At 66.7% G+C, this 22,878-nt stretch carries 18 protein-coding genes and 1 tRNA gene; 7 read left to right on the top strand and 12 right to left on the bottom strand.

The window, feature by feature from the left end; translation table 11 throughout:
• The first annotated feature begins 28 nt into the window (after nt 1-28).
• A complete protein-coding gene (locus ACYQ4T_RS26600) occupies nt 29-877 on the top strand; it encodes a universal stress protein (RefSeq protein WP_459859665.1) in 849 nt (282 codons plus the stop codon).
• Nucleotides 878-1,473: 596 nt separating this feature from the next.
• Here ACYQ4T_RS26600 and ACYQ4T_RS26595 read toward each other — a convergent pair.
• The 6 genes from ACYQ4T_RS26595 to ACYQ4T_RS26570 all read right to left on the bottom strand — a co-directional run bounded on the left by ACYQ4T_RS26595 (nt 1,474) and on the right by ACYQ4T_RS26570 (nt 8,080).
• Complete coding sequence (locus ACYQ4T_RS26595; RefSeq protein WP_459859664.1) at nt 1,474-2,445, bottom strand: carbohydrate kinase family protein; 972 nt, start codon at nt 2,443-2,445, stop codon at nt 1,474-1,476.
• Nucleotides 2,446-2,481: 36 nt separating this feature from the next.
• Nucleotides 2,482-3,462: a sugar-binding transcriptional regulator gene (locus tag ACYQ4T_RS26590; protein ID WP_459859663.1), complete on the bottom strand. Its 981-nt coding sequence runs from the start codon at nt 3,460-3,462 to the stop codon at nt 2,482-2,484.
• 87 nt (nt 3,463-3,549) lie between these two features.
• A complete protein-coding gene (locus ACYQ4T_RS26585; protein WP_459859662.1) occupies nt 3,550-4,734 on the bottom strand; it encodes a 2-oxo acid dehydrogenase subunit E2 in 1,185 nt (394 codons plus the stop codon).
• 3 nt (nt 4,735-4,737) lie between these two features.
• The gene (locus tag ACYQ4T_RS26580; protein ID WP_459859661.1) at nt 4,738-5,739 is read right to left on the bottom strand and encodes an alpha-ketoacid dehydrogenase subunit beta; all 1,002 of its coding nucleotides are present in this window, start codon (nt 5,737-5,739) and stop codon (nt 4,738-4,740) included.
• Nucleotides 5,736-6,749 (bottom strand): thiamine pyrophosphate-dependent dehydrogenase E1 component subunit alpha, encoded by a 1,014-nt coding sequence (locus ACYQ4T_RS26575; RefSeq protein WP_459859660.1) that lies wholly within the window; start codon nt 6,747-6,749, stop codon nt 5,736-5,738. Before ACYQ4T_RS26575 ends, ACYQ4T_RS26580 begins: the two co-directional genes overlap by 4 nt.
• Nucleotides 6,746-8,080: an NAD(P)H-dependent oxidoreductase gene (locus tag ACYQ4T_RS26570; protein ID WP_459859659.1), complete on the bottom strand. Its 1,335-nt coding sequence runs from the start codon at nt 8,078-8,080 to the stop codon at nt 6,746-6,748. Before ACYQ4T_RS26570 ends, ACYQ4T_RS26575 begins: the two co-directional genes overlap by 4 nt.
• Before the next feature lie 317 nt (nt 8,081-8,397).
• Between ACYQ4T_RS26570 and ACYQ4T_RS26565 the strand changes: the two genes are divergently transcribed.
• Nucleotides 8,398-9,447, top strand: coding sequence for an ABC transporter ATP-binding protein (locus tag ACYQ4T_RS26565; RefSeq protein WP_459859658.1), 1,050 nt, complete (start codon nt 8,398-8,400; stop codon nt 9,445-9,447).
• A 7-nt stretch (nt 9,448-9,454) separates the two neighbouring features.
• Here ACYQ4T_RS26565 and ACYQ4T_RS26560 read toward each other — a convergent pair.
• The 4 genes from ACYQ4T_RS26560 to hemC form a co-directional block, all read right to left on the bottom strand.
• Nucleotides 9,455-9,529, bottom strand: a tRNA-Thr gene (locus tag ACYQ4T_RS26560).
• 48 nt (nt 9,530-9,577) lie between these two features.
• Nucleotides 9,578-11,134: a heme biosynthesis HemY N-terminal domain-containing protein gene (locus tag ACYQ4T_RS26555; RefSeq protein WP_459859657.1), complete on the bottom strand. Its 1,557-nt coding sequence runs from the start codon at nt 11,132-11,134 to the stop codon at nt 9,578-9,580.
• A 13-nt stretch (nt 11,135-11,147) separates the two neighbouring features.
• Nucleotides 11,148-13,154 (bottom strand): uroporphyrinogen-III synthase, encoded by a 2,007-nt coding sequence (locus ACYQ4T_RS26550; protein WP_459859656.1) that lies wholly within the window; start codon nt 13,152-13,154, stop codon nt 11,148-11,150.
• 44 nt (nt 13,155-13,198) lie between these two features.
• On the bottom strand, nt 13,199-14,134 hold the full coding sequence (hemC, locus tag ACYQ4T_RS26545; protein WP_459859655.1) for a hydroxymethylbilane synthase: 936 nt from the start codon (nt 14,132-14,134) through the stop codon (nt 13,199-13,201).
• 115 nt (nt 14,135-14,249) lie between these two features.
• Here hemC and tsaD point away from each other — a divergent pair, with 115 nt between their 5' ends.
• From tsaD to ACYQ4T_RS26530, 3 genes are read left to right on the top strand one after another with little or no spacing between them, the layout of a single operon-like run.
• Entirely contained in the window at nt 14,250-15,290 is a 1,041-nt protein-coding gene (gene tsaD / locus ACYQ4T_RS26540; RefSeq protein ID WP_459859654.1) for a tRNA (adenosine(37)-N6)-threonylcarbamoyltransferase complex transferase subunit TsaD, read from the top strand.
• 17 nt (nt 15,291-15,307) lie between these two features.
• The gene (locus ACYQ4T_RS26535) at nt 15,308-15,583 is read left to right on the top strand and encodes a YciI family protein (protein ID WP_459859652.1); all 276 of its coding nucleotides are present in this window, start codon (nt 15,308-15,310) and stop codon (nt 15,581-15,583) included.
• 11 nt (nt 15,584-15,594) lie between these two features.
• Complete coding sequence (locus ACYQ4T_RS26530; RefSeq protein WP_459859651.1) at nt 15,595-16,008, top strand: EVE domain-containing protein; 414 nt, start codon at nt 15,595-15,597, stop codon at nt 16,006-16,008.
• Nucleotides 16,009-16,125: 117 nt separating this feature from the next.
• Here the strand turns inward: ACYQ4T_RS26530 and ACYQ4T_RS26525 are convergent, their stop codons facing one another.
• Nucleotides 16,126-16,935, bottom strand: a complete 810-nt coding sequence (locus tag ACYQ4T_RS26525; RefSeq protein ID WP_459859650.1) for an isocitrate lyase/PEP mutase family protein — start codon at nt 16,933-16,935, stop codon at nt 16,126-16,128.
• A gap of 126 nt (nt 16,936-17,061) precedes the next feature.
• Here ACYQ4T_RS26525 and creD point away from each other — a divergent pair, with 126 nt between their 5' ends.
• The gene (gene creD, locus ACYQ4T_RS26520; RefSeq protein ID WP_459859649.1) at nt 17,062-18,486 is read left to right on the top strand and encodes a cell envelope integrity protein CreD; all 1,425 of its coding nucleotides are present in this window, start codon (nt 17,062-17,064) and stop codon (nt 18,484-18,486) included.
• A gap of 127 nt (nt 18,487-18,613) precedes the next feature.
• Here the strand turns inward: creD and ACYQ4T_RS26515 are convergent, their stop codons facing one another.
• Complete coding sequence (locus tag ACYQ4T_RS26515; protein WP_459859648.1) at nt 18,614-20,716, bottom strand: methyl-accepting chemotaxis protein; 2,103 nt, start codon at nt 20,714-20,716, stop codon at nt 18,614-18,616.
• Nucleotides 20,717-20,920: 204 nt separating this feature from the next.
• On the opposite strand from ACYQ4T_RS26515, the gene acs reads away from it, so the two are divergent.
• On the top strand, nt 20,921-22,861 hold the full coding sequence (acs, locus tag ACYQ4T_RS26510; RefSeq protein ID WP_459859647.1) for an acetate--CoA ligase: 1,941 nt from the start codon (nt 20,921-20,923) through the stop codon (nt 22,859-22,861).
• The last annotated feature ends 17 nt before the right edge of the window (nt 22,862-22,878 follow it).

Genomic DNA, 22,878 nt, shown 5'->3' with positions numbered 1-22,878 from the left:
GACATCGGCAGACCGCGAGGAGAGTGGAATGGCTTTCAAAGACGTCCTGCTGCAGGTGAGCAGCTATCCCGAACCGACGCCGACGGCTGTGATCGAACAGGCGGTTGACTTCGCCAAGGCCCAGGGAGCGCACCTGACGGGGCTCACCTTCAAGATCGAAATTCCGCGCGTCGGAAACGCACTCGCGAACATCGTCCTGGATATCCCGGGAATGATTGCGTCGGAGGAAAAGAAGAGCTCCGACAACGCCCGGAAGCTGACGGCCGACTTCAAGTCTCTCGCGACGAGCCGGGCGGTCGCGAACGATCACAAGATCGAATCTTGCGCGAACGCGCATTTGGGAGCCATCGTGACGGACCATGCCAGAATGCACGACATCACGATCATCCCCGTCGACGAGCATATGGGCCTCCAGCACTATGTCGCGGAATCCGTCATATTCGGTTCAGGCCGGCCGACGTTGATTCTGCCTGAAGTCCCACGAGGTCCGGCAGCCTGGTATGGCGGCGTTGTCGGCATTGCCTGGGACTTCAGCCGACCCGCCGCGCGAGCGGTCGCCGATGCTCTCCCGCTCTTGAAGCGGGCCAAGACCGTGCGCGTCGTCATGGTCACGCGGGAGAAAGCCATCGATACACGAAATTCAAGTACCGAGCTCGCGCGCCATCTGTCTCACCACGGAATCACTGCAGTCCTCGACGAGGAGGAAGCGGCGGGCCGGCCCATCGGCCAGGTACTCGAAGAGTGGGCCGCCACGCATCGGATCGACCTGCTCGTGATGGGCGCCTACGGGCACTCGCGCCTGCGCGACTTCGTTCTGGGCGGTGCCACGAGAACCGTCATCTCTCACCCAAAGCTGCCGGTTCTTCTCTCACACTGACGCGGCCAGTTCGAGGGACGAACCGGGATAGCGCCGACCGTCAGTCGCGCAATTAGGGTCGAGCGTGCTATCAACCCCCGCTGCATACTCCCGAATTCAGGCATATGCTCCAGTGGGCGACAAGTGCGACCGATCGTGGTATAATTCACGCCTGTTCTCCGCGCTGTTTGACAGTGTGAATGCTTTCCCGAACGGCGCGGCCGAGAGGCGTGCCGGGTTGCCACGCCACGCGTTGCATGGACAGTGCATGTACGGAATCGACCATCGCCGCTGCCGCGCCTGAGGCAAAAGCCTGTCTTGTCAGAGGCTTGATGTGTCTTTCTCAGCTTGGAGTGGACAGGCGCTGTTGGCACGGCGCGTGGTCCCGTCGGCAGGCAACCCGGACAGGACCCGGACGGAATCGCACCACGCAGACGGACGCAGACAGACCGCACAACACAGACCGGACGCGGACGGAGCGCGCAACGCAGACCGGACACAGACGGAATCGACGCTCTCTTTGCCCCGCGTTGCGGCGTCTGGCGTTCCGCGGCAAAGGGTTAGCGGATCCGGCGCCACATCTTCCGAGCGAAGCCGTCTGTGTTGAGACGAGGCTGCTAACCGGCGACCGCCAGCGGCGCCGTCTGCTTCACCGGCGTCGATTGCATGAAGGCCCAGGTGTGCTCGAACGACTGCACCCCGGCCTGCGAGCCCAGCCCGGTCGCGTTCAGCGCCGAGGTCGCCTGGGCGAACTTGACCGCGGTCTCCGCCGGCATGCCGCGGCACAAGCCCACCGCGAAGCCGGCATTGAAGGCGTCGCCGCAGCCGCAGGTGCATTTGACGTCGATGTCGAAGGCGGGCAGGGCGAAGCGCGTGCCATTCGAATGCCGGTAATAGGCGCCGTCGCCGCCGAGGGTGAAGACGCAGCACTGGACTCCGAGGTCGAGGAAGAAGCGCGCGGCCTGCTCCATGTCCTCGATGTTGGAGAGCGCCCGCGCCTCCTCGATCGAGGGCAGGAAATAGTCGACATGCGGCAGCACCTCGGCCACCGCCTTCATGTCGTCCGGCGAGGTGGCGAAGACGTCCAGCGTGGTGATGGCGCCCTTGCGCTTCGCCTCTTGCATGAGCTCGGCGTTGCGGCCGCGCCGGTCCATGGTCTCGGTCAGGCCGATGCCGCCGATATGCACGACCTTGGCGTCGGTGACTTGCTCCAAGAGCGTGTCGTCCACATAGAAGTCGCCGGTGGCGCCTTTCATATGCAAAGCGGGCCGCGAGCCGTCGGCCCGCGTGGTCACGATCGAGGAGGAGGTCTTGCCGCCTTTGATGGTCTGCATGCCCGAGGCATCGACGCCGAAATGCCCCAGCCGCTCCAGCACCCATTTGCCCATGAGATCGTCGCCGACCCCGCCGACCGCCAGGGTCTTCAGCCCCATCTTCGCCGCCGCGATCGCCGCCGTGCCCGCTGCGCCCGAAACGGCCAGCGTGAGCTCGTCGATGAAATAACAGCCACCCCCCGGCGGCACCGCGGTGAAGGGCCAGCCCAGGCAGTCGAACGTATAGAATCCGGTCGACGAGAAATCGTACTTCATCAGCACTCCTCCCGACTGCGGTTGAAACCCCGCAGCCTACTTTTTTCGGATTAGCAGTTCCTGCGCCGTCGCCTCCGTGGTGATCAGCGCGTTGCAGTCGATCAGCTTCATCGCGCCCAGCAGCGCCTCGACCTTCTCCGAGCCGCCTGACGCGATCACCCGCCGCGGCACCTTCTTCAGGGTCTGGATCGGCACCGACATCACCCGGTCGTTGACCGAGTGGTTCACCATCTTGCCCTCGCGGTCGTAGAAATGGCAGAGCACGTCACCCACGGCACCCGCGCGCACCAGCTCGGCGCGTTCGCTCTCGGAGACCAGGTTGACCTTGAAGGTGCTGGAGCTCGCGGCGATATAGCCGACGCTCATCACCGCCATGTCGAGCCGCTCGGCGCGCTTGAAGACGTCGCTCAAGCCGCAGCGCTCGATCAGCGCGGTGCGGGTCGCCGGCGAATCGACCAGAGCCGGGGCGGGGAGCAGATAGCAATCGGCATCGGTGATCCGCGCGAACTGCCAGGCGAACTCCGACGGGTTGTAGGAGCGGGCCTGCAGGATGCCGCCCATCAGCGAGACCACCTTGAGGTTCTCGACATCCTTCGGCGCCAGGGTCTGCAGCGCGTCGTGCAGCGTGGTGCCCCAGCCGACGCCGATCGACATGTCGGAATGCAGGTGGTCGGTGATGAACATGCCGGTGGCGACGCCGATCGACCGGGCGATGTTGGCGGGATCGGAGGGCTCGGGCACCACCACCGCCTCCTCGAGGCCGAAGGCCTGCCGGAGCTGCTTCTCGAGATCGAGGCATTCGGCGATGTCGCCCTCGATCCAGATCTTCACCTCGCGCTGCTTCAGCGCCTCGTTGATGTTGCGGACGACGGTCACCCGGCCGATATCGAGCTTCTCGGCGATCTCGTTCTGGGTCAGGCCCTCGACGTAATACATCCAGGCGATGCGGATGCGGTTGCGCGCCAGCCGCCCGCTCCGGCGCAACTCCTTACCGCTTTGCGACTGATCTCGCGGCATTCGATCCCCAATCCTCTCGCGGCGTCCCGTTCGCGAACCCCCCGATTCAATAGCATATGGACCGAGCGACATCCTAGCCTGCCGGGGCTATACGAGGAGCCGCAGCGGGGTCTCGACCAGGTCGCGGAAGGCGGCGAGCAGCCGGGCGCCGACCGCGCCGTCCACCACCCGGTGGTCGCAGGAAAGGGTGCAATCCATCCGCGTGCCGACCCGGACCCCCTCGCCGACCACCACCGGCCGCCGAGTCGCCGCGCCGACCGCGAGAATCGTGGCCTGCGGCGGGTTGATGATCGCGGCGAAGCGCTCGACCCCAAACATGCCGAGGTTGGAGAGCGTGGTGGTGCCGCCGGCATAGTCGGCAGGCTGCAGCTTGCGCTCCTTGGCCCGCGCGGCGAGGTCCTTCACTTCCGCGGCAATGGCGCCGAGCGACTTCGCGCAGGCGGCGCGCACCACCGGCGTCACCAGCCCACCCTCGACCGCTACGGCAACGCTGACATCGACCGCCCGATACTGCCGGATACCGTCGTCGCTCCAGCGCGCATTGGCTTCCGGCACCTGGCGCAAGGCGAGCGCCAGCGCCTTCACGATGAAGTCATTCACGGAGAGCTTCGGCATCGATTCGACCGCGTTGATCTCGGCCCGGAGCTTCAGCAGCTTCTCCATGTCGCAGGAAGCGGAGAGATAGAAATGCGGCACCGTGGTCTTGGACAAGGTGAGCCGTTCGGCGATGGTCCGCCGCATGCTGTCGATCGGGACAAGAACATAGTCATCCGAAACCGGCGCCGGCTGTGGCCGGTGGAGATGCTCCTGCACATCTTCGGCGCGGATCCGCCCACGCGGTCCCTGTCCTGCAATCGCCGCGAGATCAAGCCCCTGCTCGCGCGCGATGCGTCGCGCGAGCGGGGTCGCGCGCGGCTTCGACGAGTCACCCGTGGAACGGACCGCGATCTCCGAGACGGCAACCTGCAGCCCCGGCGCTTCCGCTGCCTTTGCGGGCGCAGAAGCGGGAAGGCGGATGGCGCCCGCATCCTCGCCCTCGCCGAAGATGAAGGCGACCGCGACGCCGACCGGCACCACCGCACCTTCCCGGGCCGAGATCTGCCCGATCGTGCCGTCGCCGGGCGACTCGACCTCCATGGTCGATTTGTCGGTCTCGATCTCGAAGATCGTCGCGCCCTTCTTGACCCTATCGCCGTCCTTCACCAGCCAGCGGCTGATCGTGCCGGCGGCCATGTCCATATCGACCTTGGGCAGGATCACCTCGATCGGCATGGCTCAGATCCGGCCCTGCATCAGCTCGCGCACCCGCGCGACGATGAGGTCGGTCTGCGGCACGGCGGCCTTCTCCAGCACCGGGTTGTACGGGATGGGCGCCTCGGCGCCGCCGAGCCTGAGGATCGGCGCGTCGAGATAGTCGAAGGCCTCGCTCTCGGCGATCAGGGCGCTGATCTCAGCACCCATGCCCAGCGTTTTCACGCCCTCATAGACGCAAGCGAGGCGGCCGGTCTTCTTCACGCTCTCGATGATCGTCTCGCGGTCGATCGGCCGCAGCGTGCGCAGATCGATGACTTCCGCGTCGATGCCCTCGCCGCTCAGGATCTCGGCCGCTTCCAGCGCCCGGTGCACCATGATCGAGGTGGCGACGATGGAGATGCTGGTACCCGCGCGCCGCACCACGGCCTTGCCGATCGGCACGCGGTAGGGCTCGGCCGGCACCTCGCCCTTCATCTTGTAGAGCAGCTTGTGCTCGAAGACCATGACCGGGTCGGGATCGTCGATCGCGCTGAGCAGCATGCCTTTGATGTCATAGGGCGTCGAAGGCTGCACCACCTTGAGGCCCGGCACATGCGCGAGCCAGGCCTCCAGCGACTGGCTGTGCTGCGCGGCGGCGCCCGTGCCCGAGCCCGCCGGGAAGCGCATCACCAGCGGCACCGAGATCTTGCCGCCCAGCATGAAGCGGATCTTGGCCGCCTGGTTGACGATCTGCTCGAGTGCCAGGGCGGAGAAATCCGAGAACTGGAACTCGAAGACCGGCTTGCATCCGGCGAGCGCCGCGCCGACCGCGACGCCGGCGGCGCCCAATTCGGCGATCGGCGTGTCCATCACCCGGTCCTCGCCATAGCGGTGCACCAGGTCGCCGGTCACCTGGAAGGCGCCGCCATAAACGCCGATATCCTCGCCCATCAGGAAGACGCTGGGATCGGCATCCATGGCCTGGGCCAGCGCTTCCTGGATCGCCTGGGAATAGGTCAGTTCGCGTGATACGGGGGCGTTCATGCGGTGTAGACGTCGCGCGTGACTTCGGTGGGATCGGGGTCGGTGCCGGTGCGGGCGAAGTCGATCGCTTCGGCGATCTCCTGCTCGGCGGCAGCGCGGATCTCGTCAACGCCGTTCTCGGTAAGGATTCGGCGCGCGATCAGCTCGAGCTCGAAATGCCGGATCGGGTCCCGGGCCTGCCAGGCCTCGATCTCTTCCTTGCTGCGATAGCGGTTGCGGTCGCTCTTGGAATGGCCGCGGATCCGATAGGTCTTGCATTCGATCAGGGTCGGGCCGTCCCCGGCGCGGGCGCGCGCGGTCGCTTCCATCACCGCTTCCGAGACGTCCTCGATCCGGTTGCCGTCGACGATCACGCCCGGCATGCGATAGCCGGCGGCGCGGTCGGCGACATGCTCCACCGCCATCGAGCGCTCGGTCGAGACCGACATGCCGTATTTGTTGTTCTCGCAGAGGAAGATCACCGGCAGCTTCCAGATCGCCGCCATGTTCAGCGCCTCGTGGAACGCGCCCTCGTTGGAGGCGCCGTCGCCGAAGAAGGAGATGGCGACGTCGTCGCGCTTCTGTTTCCTGATCGCGAGTGCCGCGCCCACGGCGATGGGAATCCCGCCGGCGACGATGCCGTTGGCGCCGAGATTGCCGCTCTCGACATCGGCGATATGCATCGAGCCGCCGCGGCCGCGGCAATAGCCCTCTTCCTTGCCGAAGAACTCGGCGAACATCAGCTTCGGATCGGCGCCCTTGGCGATGCAATGGCCGTGGCCGCGATGGGTCGAGGTGATGTAATCGGTCTTGCGCAAATGCATGCAGGATCCGACCGCGGAGGCCTCCTGCCCGATCGAGAGATGCATCGTGCCGTGGATCAGGCCGCGCATGTAGGAGTCTTCGGCACCCTCCTCGAAGCGCCGGATCAGGTACATCCGCCGCAGCGCATCCTTCAGCGCCTCGGGCGCGAAATGGCGGTAGAACGGCCGGTCGTTGCTCTGATCGGCGTCACGGCGCTGGAGGTTCATGCCGGAACCGCTGCCAGCAATTCGTCCTGGCGCTTGCGGAGCTTCACGATGCCGGCGGTCGCATCGACGGAGCAATTCGCATAGGTCAGCAACTCGCCCTGCTTGATCGCCTTGGTGACCTTGCCCTTCTCGAGCAAACCGCAAGGCACGGCCTTGGCCTTCTGCGCCTCGCCATAGGTCATGATCCAGGCGCGGTAGGTGTATTCGCCGATCGCGTCCAGCTTGTCGCCGACGCTGAGATCCTTCTTCGCCACCGCGCAGACCTCGGCGCTGGGCCGGCTGAGCGGCACCATGTCCGCCGTGCCGTAGAGCACGGCGCGGGCGCAGGAGAGCGGCACTTCCAGGCTGGTCAGGTGATAGGGGCGGTAGAAAGTGTAGTAGGGGCCGGCGCCGAGCTTCAGGTCATGCATCCGCTCGCGCAGCCTGGGATGCGCCATCTCCGCGACCACGAAGACGCCGGGGGCGACGCCCTTGCCGATCGAGTAATCGACCACGCCCTTCTTCGAGAGCACGCCGCCGTCGCCGACCGGGCAGAGCACCTTCTCGAGCTGATCCAGCGTGGCCGCCGGTCCGTGCATGCCGGGGCAGTCGGGGACGAGACCGGTGGCGTTGGCGATCGCCGCCATCTCGACCATGGTCTTCGAGCCATCGACGAACTCGACCAGCATGCGCGGGTTCATGTTCCGGCGCTTGGCCTCGTCCATATACTGGTCGGGCGTCGCCGCGATGTTCAGCGGGTTGTTTTTGCCCTTGCCGGCGGCGACGATCGGATAGCCGAGCCCGGTCACGAAATTGACCAGCTCCATGCAAGAGCTGGGCTCGTCGCCGGCGCCCAAGGTGTAGACCACGCCCATCCGCCGCGCCTCGGCGGCGAGATAGGTGCCGATGGTTACGTCGGCCTCGACATTCATCATGACCAGGTGCTTGCCGTGCTCCATGGCGGTGAGGCCGATTTCGGCGCCGACCGCCGGTTTCCCTGTTGCGTCGATCACCACGTCGATCCGCTCGTTGCGGCAGACCAGCTGCGCGTCCTGGGTGATCGCGGTCTTGCCGGCGGCGAGCGCCTTGTCGAAATCGGCGGCGGTCTCGACCAGCGCGTAGCTCTCCGGCGGCCTTCCGGCGATCTCCAGCGCGCGCTTCGCCGCGCCGAGGTTGATCTCGGCGATGGCGGCGACGGTGATGCCGGTCATGTGGTCGCATTGCGTCACGATGTCGGTGCCCATCTCGCCGGACCCGACCAGGCCGATCCGGATCGGCGCCTTGGCCTGGCCGAGGCGGCGCTCCAGATCCACGGCCAATCCGCTGGCCGGCCCAATCTTGTTTGCGGGCATACGACCCTCCCTGACTTGTTCTGCCTCAATTAGATACATTTATGAGTTTGTGAGTCAATAAGTGATAGTACCTCTCGCAGGCGCGAAAACGGCGGCAGAACGCGACTGAATCGGGCATGCGGGGCTTGGCCGGCGGCTGCAGGTCCGCCCTTCTTGGTGTCTGGAGTGGGCACAAAACGTATAGATCATGTCTAAGTGTTGCATTTCTGTGCCGATCTTGCGATCTTGCGGGCCGGCACCCCGCGACGCAGAGTTCGGCCGACAAGAAGCCAAGGACCGTGGGTTGAGGCCTGGGAGCGGGGAGAACGGAGAGTTTCATGGCCCAGATCAGCTTGCGCGCCGTCACCAAGGCGTGGGGCAGCTTCATCGGCGTCGATGCGGTCGATCTCGAGATCCGCGACCGCGAGTTCATGGTGTTCCTGGGGCCGTCGGGCTGCGGCAAGACCACGACCATGCGGATGATAGCCGGGCTCGAGGAGCCCACGGCGGGCGAGATCCAGATCAACGGCGAGCTGGTGAACGACGTCGATGCCCGGGACCGCGACGTCGCCATGGTGTTCCAGAGCTACGCGCTCTATCCCAACATGTCGATCTACGAGAACATCCGCTTCCCCTTGCGGATGCGGCAGATTCCGCAGTCCGAGCACGACGGCCTGGTGCGCAAGGCGGCGGCCATGGTCGAGCTCGGCGACTATCTCGACCGCAAGCCGCGCGCCCTCTCCGGTGGCCAGCGCCAGCGCGCGGCGCTGGCGCGCGCCATCGTGCGCCACCCGCAGGTCTTCCTGATGGACGAGCCGCTATCGAACTTGGACGCCAAGCTGCGCCTCACCATGCGCGCGCAGCTGAAGCATATCCAGCGCGAGCTCGAGATCACCACGATCTACGTGACCCACGACCAGATCGAGGCGATGACCCTGGCCGATCGCGTGGCGGTGATGAACAAGGGCAAGATCCAGCAGCTCGGCACGCCGGACGAGATCTACAACAACCCCAACCATCTCTTCGTCGCCGGCTTTATCGGCTCGCCGGCGATGAACCTGATCCCGGGATCGATCGACGGCGGCACCTTCATCGGTCCCGACACGCGGCTGCATATCCCCGGCATTCAGTCGCGCCCGAATGTCGTCCTCGGCATCCGCCCGGAGGACATGGACATCGCTGCACCCGAGCAGGGCAATCTGGTTTCGAAGATCTATTCCGTGGAGCCCACCGGCGACCAGACCCTGGTCACGACATGGGCCGGTGAGCAACTGGTGGTCGCCAAGGTCGACCGCGCCTTCCGCCAGGCGATCGACACCACGATCGCCTTCAAGTTCCGCCCGGACCGGGTGTTCCTGTTCGACGAAAAGAGCGGGGCGCGGATCTGAGCGGAAGTGGTGCCGTAGGAGGGATTTGAACCCCCGACCGCCCGCTTACGAAGCGGATGCTCTACCACTGAGCTACTACGGCACTCCAGGAGCGGCCGGCCGGGTGTAATCCCGGCGGCGCGGCCGGAAGCTAGTTGATCAACCGGGCGGCGTCAACCGACGGAGCCAGTTGGGTTTCCAGCCGTTTTTCGATCGCGGCCGGGCCCGGCTCCGGCGTGGATTTCTCGGCCGGAACCGAGACTTCCGGAGCCGGGAGCGGCGCCGGGGCCTCGGGCAACGGCGGCTCCGGGGCGGGCTCAGCCGCCGCTGCCGCCGCCGGGACCAGCAGAATGCCGGCGCTGGGCAGGACCGGGCGCTGCCAGCGAAAGCTGTCGATGCCGGAGCAATGCGGGCAGACCGCCTGCCAATGGCCGGAGGCGGGTCCGGCTTCGCCGGGGTGCCCGCAGACCGAACAGATCCAGGCGGGATCCGGCTGGGCCTCGGCCGCCGCGTCCAGCCATTGCCGGACAGCGGCGGACGCGGTCCGAGGATCCGGCCTCTCACCCTCTTCCAGCGCCGCCATGGCGCGGCAGGTGCCATAGCTCAGGCCGTCGGCGGCACGCTCGGCCGCGACCAGCTTTTCCAGGTGCCGGCGCGCATCGCCCCAGAGTCCGGCGGCGAGCGCTGCCATGCCGAGGGCGCGATGCGTCTCGGCGTGATTCGGATTCTGCCGCTGCAGCCGTTCCAGCCGCTTCATGCGCTCGGCGGGGCGCTCGCCGGGCTCGGCCTCGATATAGGCGCGGGCCAGCAGCGGATGCGGGTTGGATTCCCAGTCTTGCTCGATCAGCTTCAACGCCTCGCGCTTCTTGCCGAGGCGCAGAAGCAGATTGACCAGGATCAGCCGCGCGGGAATGAGCGCGCTGTCGAGCTTCAGTGCTTCGCGCGCCGAACGCAGGCCGGCGTCGTGATCGGCATCGGTGGTCTCGGGCAAGAGATGCAGCCGCGCGCGCTCGGCGAGCAGCACGGCACGGCGATGCTGGCCTTCCTTCGCCGTCATCACGCCGCTCCGCACCAGCGCCTTCAAACTCTCCTCGGCCGGCTTGCCGTGCTTCACCTGCAGGCGATGCGCGGTCTCCGCCGCCCAGTCGGCATGGGGATGCGATTGCAGCGCCGCCTCGGCATGGGTCAAGGCCGCCGTCTCGTCGCCGCGCTTCAGCGCCGCGGTGGTCAGGCCACGCAAACCGAGCAGCGCTGCCTCGGGATTCTTCGACAGTGCCTCGAAATAGCGCGCGGCGGCATGCTCGTCGCCTTCCATCTGCGCCGCCTGCGCCGCCAAGAGCAGCGTCAGCGGCGAATGATCCAGCAGGCCATGCGCGGTGCGGGCCAGGCGCTTCGCCTCCGCCGCATCGCCCGCTGCGACCGCGACCAGGCCGCGGGTCAGCGCCTTGAAGCCCTTGGCCTGGCGCCGGTTGCGGCGGAACAGCGCGAAGCCGGTCGGCGCATGGGTGACGATATGCCAGAGCCGCCAGAGCAGATAGAGAACCAGGATGAAGACGACCAGCAGCGCCAGCGCGGTGCCGACCGCGAGGTCGATGTTGTAGCCGAGCCATTCGATCGAGACATGGCCGGGCCGGTCCGCCAGCCAGACGGCGACCGCGACGACAACGGCGATCTTGAAGAAGAACCAGACGGTGCGGCCGAGGGTCATTGCTTCCGCGCGCTCACTGTTCCGGTCCGGTTGCGGGCGCCAGCAACGCCGTGGCGGTCTGGTCGAGCGCCGTGCTCGCCTCGTCCTGCGCCAGCCGCGCCTTTGCGCCGCTCAGCCATGATGCAGCGGCATCCGCCGCCTTGCCCTGCAGCGCGCCGATCTCGGCGACTGCGCCGGCAAGATCGCCGGCCTTGAGCTTGGCTTCGCCGCGCGCCAGATGCGCCAGCGGCCCGTCGCCTTCGGCATTCTCGCCCACGGGGCGCACGGTGACCGCTTCCGAAAGGCGGTTGATCAGCCGCTCCGACCAGCCCGGTTCGGCGCCAACCGCGTCGGCGGTCGTTTCGGCATTGGCCGCGTCGGCGATTGCTTTGGTCGGCAGGCTCGCCTGCAATTGCGCGAGAGTCGGCGCACCCTCAGCGGCCAGCGACCGCAAGGGATCGAGCGCCGGCGCAAGCTGGCCCTTGAGGTCGGCATCGGCAGCGGCGAGATCGTCCACCGCCTTCAGGCTGACGGCGTAGGGCTTGTCGAGCGGCAAGGCGCCGCGCAACGCGCTCAAGGCCACCACCGCCGCTGTGCGCCGCTGCTCGGCGGGCGTGACGCCGGCCGGCTGCGCCGCGATCTTGCCGACGGTGCCGGAGAGTTCGCTCTGCTGTGCTTGCAGCGCCTTGATCTCGTCGCGCGCCGCGTTCAATTGCTGGGTCAGCGCATCATTCGCTGCTTTCAGCGCCGCGATATCGCCGGAAAGATCCGGACCGGCCGGCGTGCCCGGCGCCGCCTGCGCCTGCTGTGAAACGTCGGCGAGGCCGGATTCCAGCTTTGCGATCCGGTCCTGCAGCGGCTGCAGATCGAGTGCCGGGGTCGCGGTGGCCGGTGCCTGCGCCAGGGCGTTGACGCTCTGCTCCAACTTGCCGATCCGGTCGGAAGCCGCGGCGATCTCCTGCGCGATCGCCGCCTTGGCGTCGTTCACCGCGGCGCTGACCGCCTCGGGGCTGACACCGCTGCCGGTGCCGCTTTGCGCCAAGGCATCGATCTTCGACTGCAGTGCGGCGAGTTCCGCGCTTTGATCGGCCGCAGGCGCTGCTTGCTGCTGCGGAAGCCAATAGGGCTGGGTGTAGATCATCCCCGCGGCCGCGGCCGCGCCGGCGATCAGCCCGGCAACGACGCCGCCGAAGATGCCGGATTTCTGCCGGGGCGGCGGCGGGTTGTAGAGCGGCGGCGGCGTGAAATTCTGCTGCATGGTCTCCTCGACGCGCGGCGCTTCCTTTGGGGCTTCGGCCTTGGACGGCAGCACCTCGACCGGCGGCGTGCGGCGTTCGATCTCGGCCTCGACCAGCGCGAGCATGGCGGGCTGTTCCGGGCTCGCCGCGATCTCGATCCGCTGCCAGCCGAGATCGGCGATCTCGCGGGCGACCGCGGCACTCAAACAGAGGGCGGTGGTCTTGCCCAGGCTCGGCGCATCGGCCTTGCGCCAAAGCTCGGCGAAGGTGCGGGCGGTGCGCGGCGAGAACAGCAGCACCATATCGACGCCGCCCAGCGCCAGATTCATCCGCGTCTCATGCGTCAGCGTGGTCGCGGTCTTGGCTTCGTAGAGTACGGCCCGGCGCAAGCTGAAGCCCGCGGCTTCGAGCTTGCCCTGGAGATCGCCGGCCAGGACCGAAGCCGCGCCATGGAACAGCGGCCCGGCCTTGGGATCGAGCTTGGCGATGACCAGGGCGGCCAAGGCCTCGACATCGCCGCCGGCCGCGGTCACGTCGCTGAAACCCATCTCGCGGGCGGTTGTCGCGGAACCGTCACCGACGGTCAGCACCTTCAAGTCGCGGCGCGAGCTCTTGGCGGCGAAGGCGCGCACCCCATTGGCGCTGGTGAAGAGCAAAGCCTGCACGCCGTCGAGATCGATCACCGCCTCGGCCAGCGGTGCGATCTCCAGCAACGGCTCCACCGTGCATTCGACGCCGCGGCCGGCCAGCAGCTCGGCCAGCGGCTTGGCATCTTCCAACGGCCGGGTGATCAATGCATGCATGGTAGCCCTCTGTCCCCGACGGGTCGGAGTATTGAGTCGGAAGCCTAAGCCAGGAAGTGCGGCCCCGCCAGCGCCTTGAGCTTCTCGCCCCGCGCGCGGCCAAGCGCCGCAGCGCCTTCCAGCGTCGCGTTGCCGGTGTCTTCCGTGCGATGCGACTCGGTGCCGTCGGGAAGCGCAATCAATCCTCGGAGCCGCAGGGCGGTTCCGAAAATTTCCGCATGACCGGCGATCGGCGTCCGGCAGGATCCGTCGAGCACCGCCAGCATGGCGCGCTCCGCGGTCACGGCGATGGTGGTCGGCTTGTGGTCGAGTGGCGCCACCAAAGCGGCGGCGCGCGGGTCGTTCTCTCGGATCTCGATCCCGATCGCGCCCTGGGCCACGGCGGGGAGGAAGTCGTCGGTCGAGAGAATCGCGGTGGCCGCATCGGCCCGCCCGAGTCGCTTGAGACCGGCCAGCGCCAGCAAGGTCGCCGCCGCCTCGCCGCGCGCGAGCTTGTCGAGCCGCGTGCCGACATTGCCGCGCAATGGCTGGACTTTCAGATCGGGCCGCAGCGCCAGCAGCTGCGCCTGCCGCCGCAACGAGGCGGTGCCGACGATGGCGCCGCGGGGCAGGTTCGCGATGCTGTCGGCGACCGGCGAGATCAGCACGTCGCGCGGGTCCTCGCGCTCCAGCATCGCGGCGATCACCAGGCCGGCGGGGAGGAAGGTCGGCATGTCCTTCATGGAATGGACCGCCAGATCGATCCGGCCGTCGAGCAATGCCTCCTCGATCTCCTTGGTGAACAGGCCCTTGCCCCCGATCTCGCTCAAGGTCCGGTCCTGGACCTTGTCGCCGGTGGTCTTGATCGGGACGATGGTGACGTTTTCGGGCCGGAGGTCGGCATGCGCCGCCAGCAGCGCCGCCTTGGTCAGCGCGGCCTGGGCCAGGGCCAGCGGGCTGCCGCGGGTGCCGATGTTGATACTCGATCCGGAAACCGCCATAACTGCTGCGCCGCGCCCATTTTCTTCAGGATTTCGCGTCCTTTTAGCCGGGTGGGGCGCTGCATTGCAACCTCCGCCGGAAGCTCGGAAATCACGCCTGCATGATCCTACCCCGATGATTGTCCTGGGCATTGAATCGAGCTGCGACGAAACGGCCGCCGCCGTGGTCGACGACCAGCGCCGGGTGCTGGCCGAGACCTTGTTCTCCCAGCTCGACGAGCACAAGCCCTATGGCGGGGTGGTGCCCGAAGTCGCCGCCCGCGCCCATCTGGAGCATCTCGGTCCGCTGATCGAGGCGACGATGAAGCAGGCCGGAATCGGCTTCGCCGATCTCGACGGCATCGCCGCGACCGCCGGGCCGGGCCTGATCGGCGGCGTCATCGTCGGCGTCACCATGGCCAAGGCGATCGCCGCCGTGCACAAGAAGCCGTTCTACGCGGTCAACCATCTCGAAGGCCATGCTCTGAGCGCGCGGCTTTCCGACGACGTCGCCTTTCCCTATCTGCTGCTGCTGGTCTCAGGCGGCCATTGCCAGCTGCTGGTGGTGGAAGACATTGGAAGCTATCGCCGGCTCGGCGCCACCATCGACGACGCCGCCGGCGAGGCTTTCGACAAGGCGGCGAAGCTGCTGGGCCTCGGCTACCCCGGCGGCCCGGCGATCCAGCGCGCCGCCGAAGGCGCCGCCGCGCCGGTGATCGACCTGCCGCGCCCGATGCTGGGCCGGCCCGACTGCAACTTCTCCTTCAGCGGCTTGAAGACCGCCTTGCGCCAGCGCGTCGAGGCGCTACGTCCGCTCTCGCCCGCGATGGTCGCCAACCTCGCCGCGGGTTTCGAGATCGCGGTCACCGAATCCATCGCCGACCGGGTGAAGCGCGCGATCGCCATGGCGCCCGGCATGACCGCGCTGGTGGTGGCGGGCGGCGTCGCGGCGAATGCGCGCCTGCGCAAGCGTCTCGCCGAGACCGCGGCGAAAGGCAACCTGCCTCTGGTCGCGCCGCCGATCGCGCTCTGCACCGACAACGCCGCGATGATCGCCTGGACCGGGCTCGAGCATCTGAAGCGCGGCGAGACGAGCGCACTGGATTTCGCCCCGCGCCCGCGCTGGCCGCTGGACAACGACGCCCCCGCGCTGCGCGGCGCGGGCGTGAAGGCTTAACGAAGGAGACCGCAAGAATGCAATTCATGGCCTACTGCCTCGACAAGCCCGGCGCCATCGACATCCGCATGGCGAACCGGCCGAAGCATGTCGAGTATCTGACCTCGCATAACGACAAGCTGCTCTTTGCCGGTCCCTTGCTCGACGGCGAGACGATGATCGGGAGCCTGCTGGTGCTCGAGGTCGCCGACCGCGCCGAGATGGACAAGTTCCTGACCGGCGATCCCTACGCCAAGGCCGGCCTGTTCCAGTCGGTCGCCGTGCACGGCGTCAAGAAAGTCTTCCCGAAATAGGAGAAGCCGCGATGCAATACTGGCTGATGAAGTCCGAGCCTTCCGCCTATTCCTGGCAACAGCTCAACAAGGACGGCAAGACCGGCTGGACCGGCGTGCGCAACTTCCAGGCCTCGGCCAACATGAAGAAGATGAAGAAGGGCGACCGCGCCTTCTTCTATCACTCCAACGAGGGCCTCGAGATCGTCGGCATCATGGAGATCGCCAAGGAATACCACCCCGACCCAACCGACAAGACGGAGAAGTTCGGCATGGTCGAGGTGAAGCCCGTGGCCGCGGTGCCGACCCCGGTCTCGATGAAGGAGATCAAGGCGACGCCGGCCCTGAAGGATATGGTGCTGGTGAAGAACTCCCGCCTCTCGGTGCAGCCGGTGACCGCTGCCGAGTGGAAGCAGGTCTGCAAGATGGGCGGGGTAAAGCAGTAGTTCTCGGACTTTGCCGTCATCCCGGCGCTAGGCGCCGGGATCCACGCCTTGGGTGCCGCACGATAGAAAGGCGTGGATGCCGGGACCAAGTCCCGGCATGACGGCGCTTGGTAGCGCCTACTTCGAAAACGCCTTCTGCAGATCGCCGAACGGCATCGGCTTGCCGTAATCGACGATGCCTTTCTCCAGCAGCGTTCTGGCCGCGTGCTGGAATGCGCCCATGGCCGCGGTGTAGAGGCTGCTTCCGACGCTCAGGCGTCGCGCGCCGAGACGGGTGAAGTCCGCGACGGTCAGCGGCTTGGAGCCCATTCCGACCAGCACATTGATCGGGCGATCGACCGACTTCAGCACGCTCGCGATCTCGGCCTCGGTGGCAAGGCCCGGTGCGTAGAGCACGTCGGCGCCCGCTTCCTGGAACGCCTGCAGCCGCTTGATCGTGTCGGCGAGATCCTTCTTGCCCCAGAGGAAGTTCTCCGCCCGCGCGGTCAAGGTGAAGGGGAACTTCATCGCGCGTGCGGCTTCGGCCGCCGCCGCGACGCGCTCCCGCGCAAGCCCGAGATCGAGGATCTCGCCGACCGCATCCTCGACCGAGCCGCCGCACAAGCCCGCTTCACCGGCGAGGCGGATGGTCTCCGCCACCACTTTGGGGTCACGGCCGAAGCAGCCTTGCAAATCGGCGCTGACCGGCAGATCGGTCGCCGCGGCGATCGCGCCGTAATTCGCCAGGGTCTCTTCGCGGCTGACGACGTTGTCGCCATCCGGTTTCCCAAGGGTGAAGGCGAAGGCCGCGCTGGAGGTGGCGAGCGCCTTGGCGCCCCAGGCTTCCAGCAGCTTCGCCGAACCGACGTCCCAGGGGTTGGGAATCACGAAAGTGCCGCTCGCATGCAGCTTGCGGAAGGTCTCGGCTTTCTCGGCTTGGCTGGCCATTTCAAAAGCTCCGTCATGATGCGGCACCCGGTTTTCCCCGGTTTCGCCTCAGTTCCGCCGCGCGCGGAACGACTTGGACCCGCAACCTGCCCCTTGGGGACAGACCCGAGCAAGAGGGGAAAAACGATGACCGACCAACACCCTGACATCCCGCGTCAGGAGCCTGCAACCCCGCGCCAACCCAACGGCCAACCCTGGCATCGCCGCTTCGGACTCGGTAGCGCCGGTTTCGAGGCGACCAGGCGCGCCGTCTTCCTCGGCCTGCTGATGCTGGTCTTGCTCATCCCGCTGAAAATGATCGAGGGCCTGGTCTACGAGCGCGAGAATCGCAAGCTCGAGGTCGATTCCGAGATCACCAGCCAATGGGGCGGCCCGCAGACCATCTTGGGGCCGATCCTGGTCGTCCCCTATCGCTATGTCAGCGAAGCCGGTGACGCCGCGTCCGGCACGCCGCGTCTCGGCACCAGCCAGCTCTATTTCCTGCCCAAGCATCTGGAGATTGCGACCGAGGTGAAAGCCGAACGCCGCGCCAAGAGCATCTACGAGGCGCTGGTCTACGGCGGCACCGCGCAGCTCAGCGGCGACTTCACCGGCCTCACCAAGCCGCGTGGCGACGTCGCGCCCGACATGATCGACTGGAGCGCCGCGAAGCTCCTGATCGGCATCGCCGATCCCTCCGCCATCCGCGGCATCACCATTGCGGTCGCCGACCAGCCGCCGGTCGCGGAGGACGCCTTGCAGCGCGATGCCGGGCTTTCCTCCAGCCTCGCCTTGGCCGTGCCATTCATCGCTTCTGATCTCGCGAAGCCGCTGGGCTTCAGAATTGCGATCGACTTTCGCGGCAGCTCGGCCTTGCGCTTCGCGCCGATCGCCGACGTGACGCGGGTCAGGCTCAAGTCGGATTGGCCGCATCCGGACTTTGCCGGCCGAACCCTGCCGGATGAACGCAACATCACCGAGACCGGCTTCGACGCGACCTGGTCTCTGGGCGCGCTCACCCGCGGCTTCCCCGCGACCTGGCGGCTCGGTGAGGCCAATCCGGAGACGCTGTGGAACAACACCGTCGGCGTCGCCTTCGTCGAGCCCGGCGATGTGCATCAGCAGACCGACCGGATCCTGAAATATGGCGTGCTGGTGATCGCACTCACCTTCGCGACCATCTTCATCAGCGGCCTGTTCGCCAAAGAATCTTCAGGGGGAAAACGCGTGCACCCGATCCAGTATCTCATGGTGGGCAGCGCGCTCTGCCTCTTCTATCTGCTGCTGCTCTCGCTCTCGGAGCATATCGCTTTCCTCCACGCCTATGTCATCGCCAGCGCGGCGGATATCGCGATGATCGCCTGGTATGCCTGGCGCACGATGAGCCGCAAACTGGGCTACGCGGTCGCCGTCATCCTCACCGCGGTGCAGGCCTATATCTACGATCTCCTGCAGATGGATGACTACGCTTTGCTGGCCGGTACGCTCGCCCTCTTCGCGACGCTGCTGGCCGCGATGATCGTGACCAGGAACATCGATTGGTACCGGGTGGGGAAGGAGAAGCTGGTTTAGGAGCGGTTGCACCCCCACCCCAGCCCTCCCCCAAAGATGGGGGAGGGAGACAAAAGAAAGCCCTCCCCCGACTTCGGGGGAGGGTTGGGCGGGGGTGCCGCAGACTCGAACGAACCGACGTGCGCGCTTACCCCGCGCGCACGCGCTTCAGGAAATCGTCTACCCGGGCCTGCAGCTCGTCGCAGCGCTGGCCGACGAGGCTCACGGCATTCTGCATGTCGGAAGCGGTCTGGCCGCTGCGGCGCGCGGTCTCGGCGACGCTCTGGATGTTGCCGCGGAGCTCCGAGGTGCCGCTGGCGGCCTGGGTGACCGCACGGCTGATCTCGCCGGTCGCGGCTTCCTGCTCGGTCACCGCCGCGGCCACCGTGCCTCCGATCTGGTTGATCTGCTCGATAGTCTTGGCGATCTCGGAAATCTCCGCCGCCGCGGTGCCGGTCGATTGCTGGATCGCCTGCACCTGGGTCGAGATCTCATCGGTGGCCTTCGCGGTCTGCATCGCAAGGTTCTTCACCTCGCTGGCCACCACCGCGAAGCCCTTGCCCGCCTCGCCGGCGCGCGCCGCCTCGATGGTCGCGTTGAGCGCGAGCAGGTTGGTTTGGCTGGCGATGTCGTTGATGAGGGTGATGACCGAGCCGATCTGCTCGGCCGTGGAGACCAGGGCATTGACCCGTTCCACCGCGCCCCGCGCCCGGTCGGCCGCGGAATTGGCGACCGAACTCGAACTGTTGACCTGCTGGCTGATCTCCCGAATCGAGGCCGCGAGCTCTTCGACCGCCGCCGCCACCGACTGCACGTTGTCAGAGACCTGGCCGGCGGTGTGCTCGACCGCGCCGCTGCGCTGGACGTTGTCCTGCGCCGCGGCGGACATCGCCTCGGCCGACGTGGCCATGTGCCGGGTCGTCGTCGCCATCTCGCCGATCGACTTCGAGACCTCCGCCTCGAAGCTGGCTGCCAGATCGTCGCGCGCCTTCTTGCGTTCCTCGGAGCCGCGCTTCAGCATCTCCTGCTGCTCGGTCTGCAGCCGCTGGTTCTCGGCGAGGCTCTGCTTGAAGGTCTCCAGCGTGCGCGCCATGGTGCCGATCTCGTCGCGGCGGTCGCCGCCGGTGACGACGGTCTGCAGGTCGCCGGCGGCGACCGCGGCGGTGTTCTTGGAGAGCGAGACGATCGGCTTGGCGATCCGCGACCCGATCACGACGAAGACCAGGGCAGCGATCACCGCCGCGGCGACCAGCACCGCCAGGATGGTCCAGGCCAGCTGCTTCGCATCGGCCAGGACGGTGGCCTCGGGCACGGAGACGACGATGGTCCATTTCTCCGCCGGGCCGTCGAAGGTTACCGGGCTCAGCACGAAATACGTTCCGGAAGCCTCATCCAGCGTGACCGTGGGCTGGTCGGCCTTCGCGTCCATGAAGCTCTGATAGGCCTTGGCCACCGCGGCGTCGCCGGCGAAGTCAGCATCGCCATCTTTGCCGACGGTCTTGCCGATCCGCGCGGCATCCGGGTTGATGGCCCAGGTGCCGTTGTCGGCAATCAGCATCACCTGCCCGGTGCCGAACGGCTTCAAGGCGGCGATGGTCTCCGACATCTTGGTCAGCGGCAGGTCGACCGTGGCGATGCCGAAGCCCTTGCCGTCCGCCTGCATCGGCACGCTGATGGTGGCCATCAGCACGTCGACCCCTTCGACCGGATAGATATAGGGCGGTGTCAGGGTGGTGCGGGCGTTCTTCAGCGGGGTCAGATACCAGCCTTCGATGCCGGCCTCGACGGTCATGATGAGCTTCTCGACGCCGACCGTCCCGTCCTTCATGTTGAAGAAGTAGGGTACATAGCGCCCGGCCTCGTCCTGCTCCGGCGCCACGCCTTTGAACTCCGCATCCTTACCGTCATAGCCATCGGGCTCGAAGGCGACGGTCACGCCGACGAAACGCTTGTTGGCGCCGATCACCGAGGTGACCAGGCCGCGGATCGCGGTGCGCGGCAGGCCGTTGGCGCGGCCGCCTTCGACGGTGCGGGCGACGGTCTGCGCGATGTCGATCGCCGGCTGGATGAAGCCGCCGACCTGGCGCGCGGTGCCTTCGGAGATCGCCAGGAGGCTGCGGTTGGCCTCGGTCCGCGACGCGTCGAACGCGCCCCAGAGCGCAAGCCCGCCGGCGCCGCCGATGCCGAGCAGGGTGACGATGATCCCGGCAAGCACGATCTTGCCGCGGATACCCATGGAAAGAACCTTCATGACGTGACCTTCGAGCCTCTCGCCTTCTGCGGCGACGGATTGTCGCTACGTATTTCCCCGCAGCGATGTTGCGCGCTTGTGGTTGAGCAATCGTTAAGGCCAGGGCCAGCCGCCGCTTGTAATTCCTGAGTTTTTCCGTCGATAATCGATCCAACCGGCCGTAAAGGCCGAACTTTCATGCGCCTGAAATGGGGAGCAAAAGGCATGAGCGATCAGACCGAATTTCCGGTGCCGGAGGATTGGGCGAAGCGGGCCTGGGTGAACGCCCGGCAGTATGAGGACGCCTACAAGCTCTCCGTCAGCGATCCGGAAGCCTTCTGGGCCGAGCAGGGCAAGCGCCTCGACTGGATCAAGCCCTATACCAAGGTGAAGGACGTCGATTACACCGGGGAGATCCGCATCCGCTGGTATTACGACGGCGTTCTCAACGTCTCGGCGAACTGCATCGATCGTCATCTCGCCAAACGGGCGAACCAGACCGCGATCATCTGGGAAGGCGACGATCCCAAGGACGACAAAAAGATCACCTATGCGGAGTTGCACGAGCAGGTCTGCCGCCTCGCCAATGTGATGAAAGCGCATGGGGTGAAGAAGGGCGACCGCGTCACCGTCTACCTGCCGATGATTCCCGAGGCCGCCTATGCACTGCTGGCCTGTGCGCGGATCGGCGCGATTCATTCGGTGGTGTTCGGCGGCTTCTCGCCCGACAGCCTCGCCGGCCGCATCCAAGACTGCGAATCCAACTTCGTCATTACCGCGGATGAAGGCCTGCGCGGCGGCAAGAAGGTGCCGCTCAAGGCCAATGTCGATCAGGCGCTGCAATCCTGCCCGACGGTCAAGACCACGATCGTGGTGAAGCGCACCGGCGGCAATATCGCCATGCAGAGCGGCCGCGACTTCTGGTACCACGAGGAGACGGCCAAGGTCTCGAAGGACTGCGCTCCCGAGCCGATGAACGCGGAAGACCCGCTCTTCATCCTCTACACCTCGGGTTCCACCGGCAAGCCGAAGGGCGTGCTGCACACCACCGGCGGCTACCTGGTCTATGCCGCGCTGACCCACCAGCTGGTGTTCGACTATCACGACGGCGATATCTACTGGTGCACGGCGGATGTGGGCTGGGTCACCGGCCATAGCTACATCGTCTACGGTCCGCTCGCCAACGGCGCCACCACCCTGATGTTCGAGGGCGTGCCGAACTATCCCGACGCTTCGCGCTTCTGGCAGGTCTGCGACAAGCACCAGGTCAACATCTTCTACACCGCCCCGACCGCGATCCGCGCGCTGATGCGGGAAGGCGAGGCGCCGGTGCAGAAATGCAGCCTGAAGAGCCTGCGCCTGCTGGGCTCGGTCGGCGAGCCGATCAACCCGGAAGCCTGGCTCTGGTATCACCGCGTGGTGGGCCGGCATCACTGCCCGATCGTCGATACCTGGTGGCAGACCGAAACCGGCGGCATCCTGATCTCACCGCTGCCCGGCGCCACCAAGCTGAAGCCCGGCTCGGCGACAAGGCCGCTGTTCGGCATCCAGCCGATCATCGTCGATGCCGAAGGCAAGGTTCTGGAAGGCGCCACCGAGGGCAATCTCTGCATCGCCGATTCCTGGCCGGGCCAGATGCGCACGGTCTACGGCGACCACAAGCGCTTCGCCGAGACCTATTTCAGCACCTACAAGGGCCGCTATTTCACCGGAGATGGCTGTAGGCGGGACGAGGACGGCTTCTACTGGATCACCGGTCGGGTCGATGACGTGATCAACGTCTCCGGCCATCGCATGGGCACCGCGGAAGTCGAAAGCGCCCTGGTCGCGCATCCCAAGGTCGCCGAGGCCGCCGTGGTCGGCTACCCGCACGACATCAAGGGCCAGGGCATCTACGCCTATGTGACCCTGAAGGCCGGCGAGGAACCGACCGAGGCCCTGCGCAAGGAACTGGTGCAATGGGTCAGGAAGGAGATCGGCCCGATCGCCTCGCCGGACCTGGTGCAATGGGCCCCGGGCCTGCCGAAGACCCGCTCCGGCAAGATCATGCGCCGCATCCTGCGCAAGATCGCCGAGAACGAATATGGCAATCTTGGCGACATCTCCACGCTCGCCGATCCGAACGTGGTGAAGGACCTGATCGACAACCGCGTCAATCGCGGTTGAAGACGGGGCGCGGATAA

This window comes from Dongia sp. agr-C8 (genome assembly GCF_054658695.1).
This window is presented reverse-complemented; position numbering and strand designations above follow the sequence as displayed.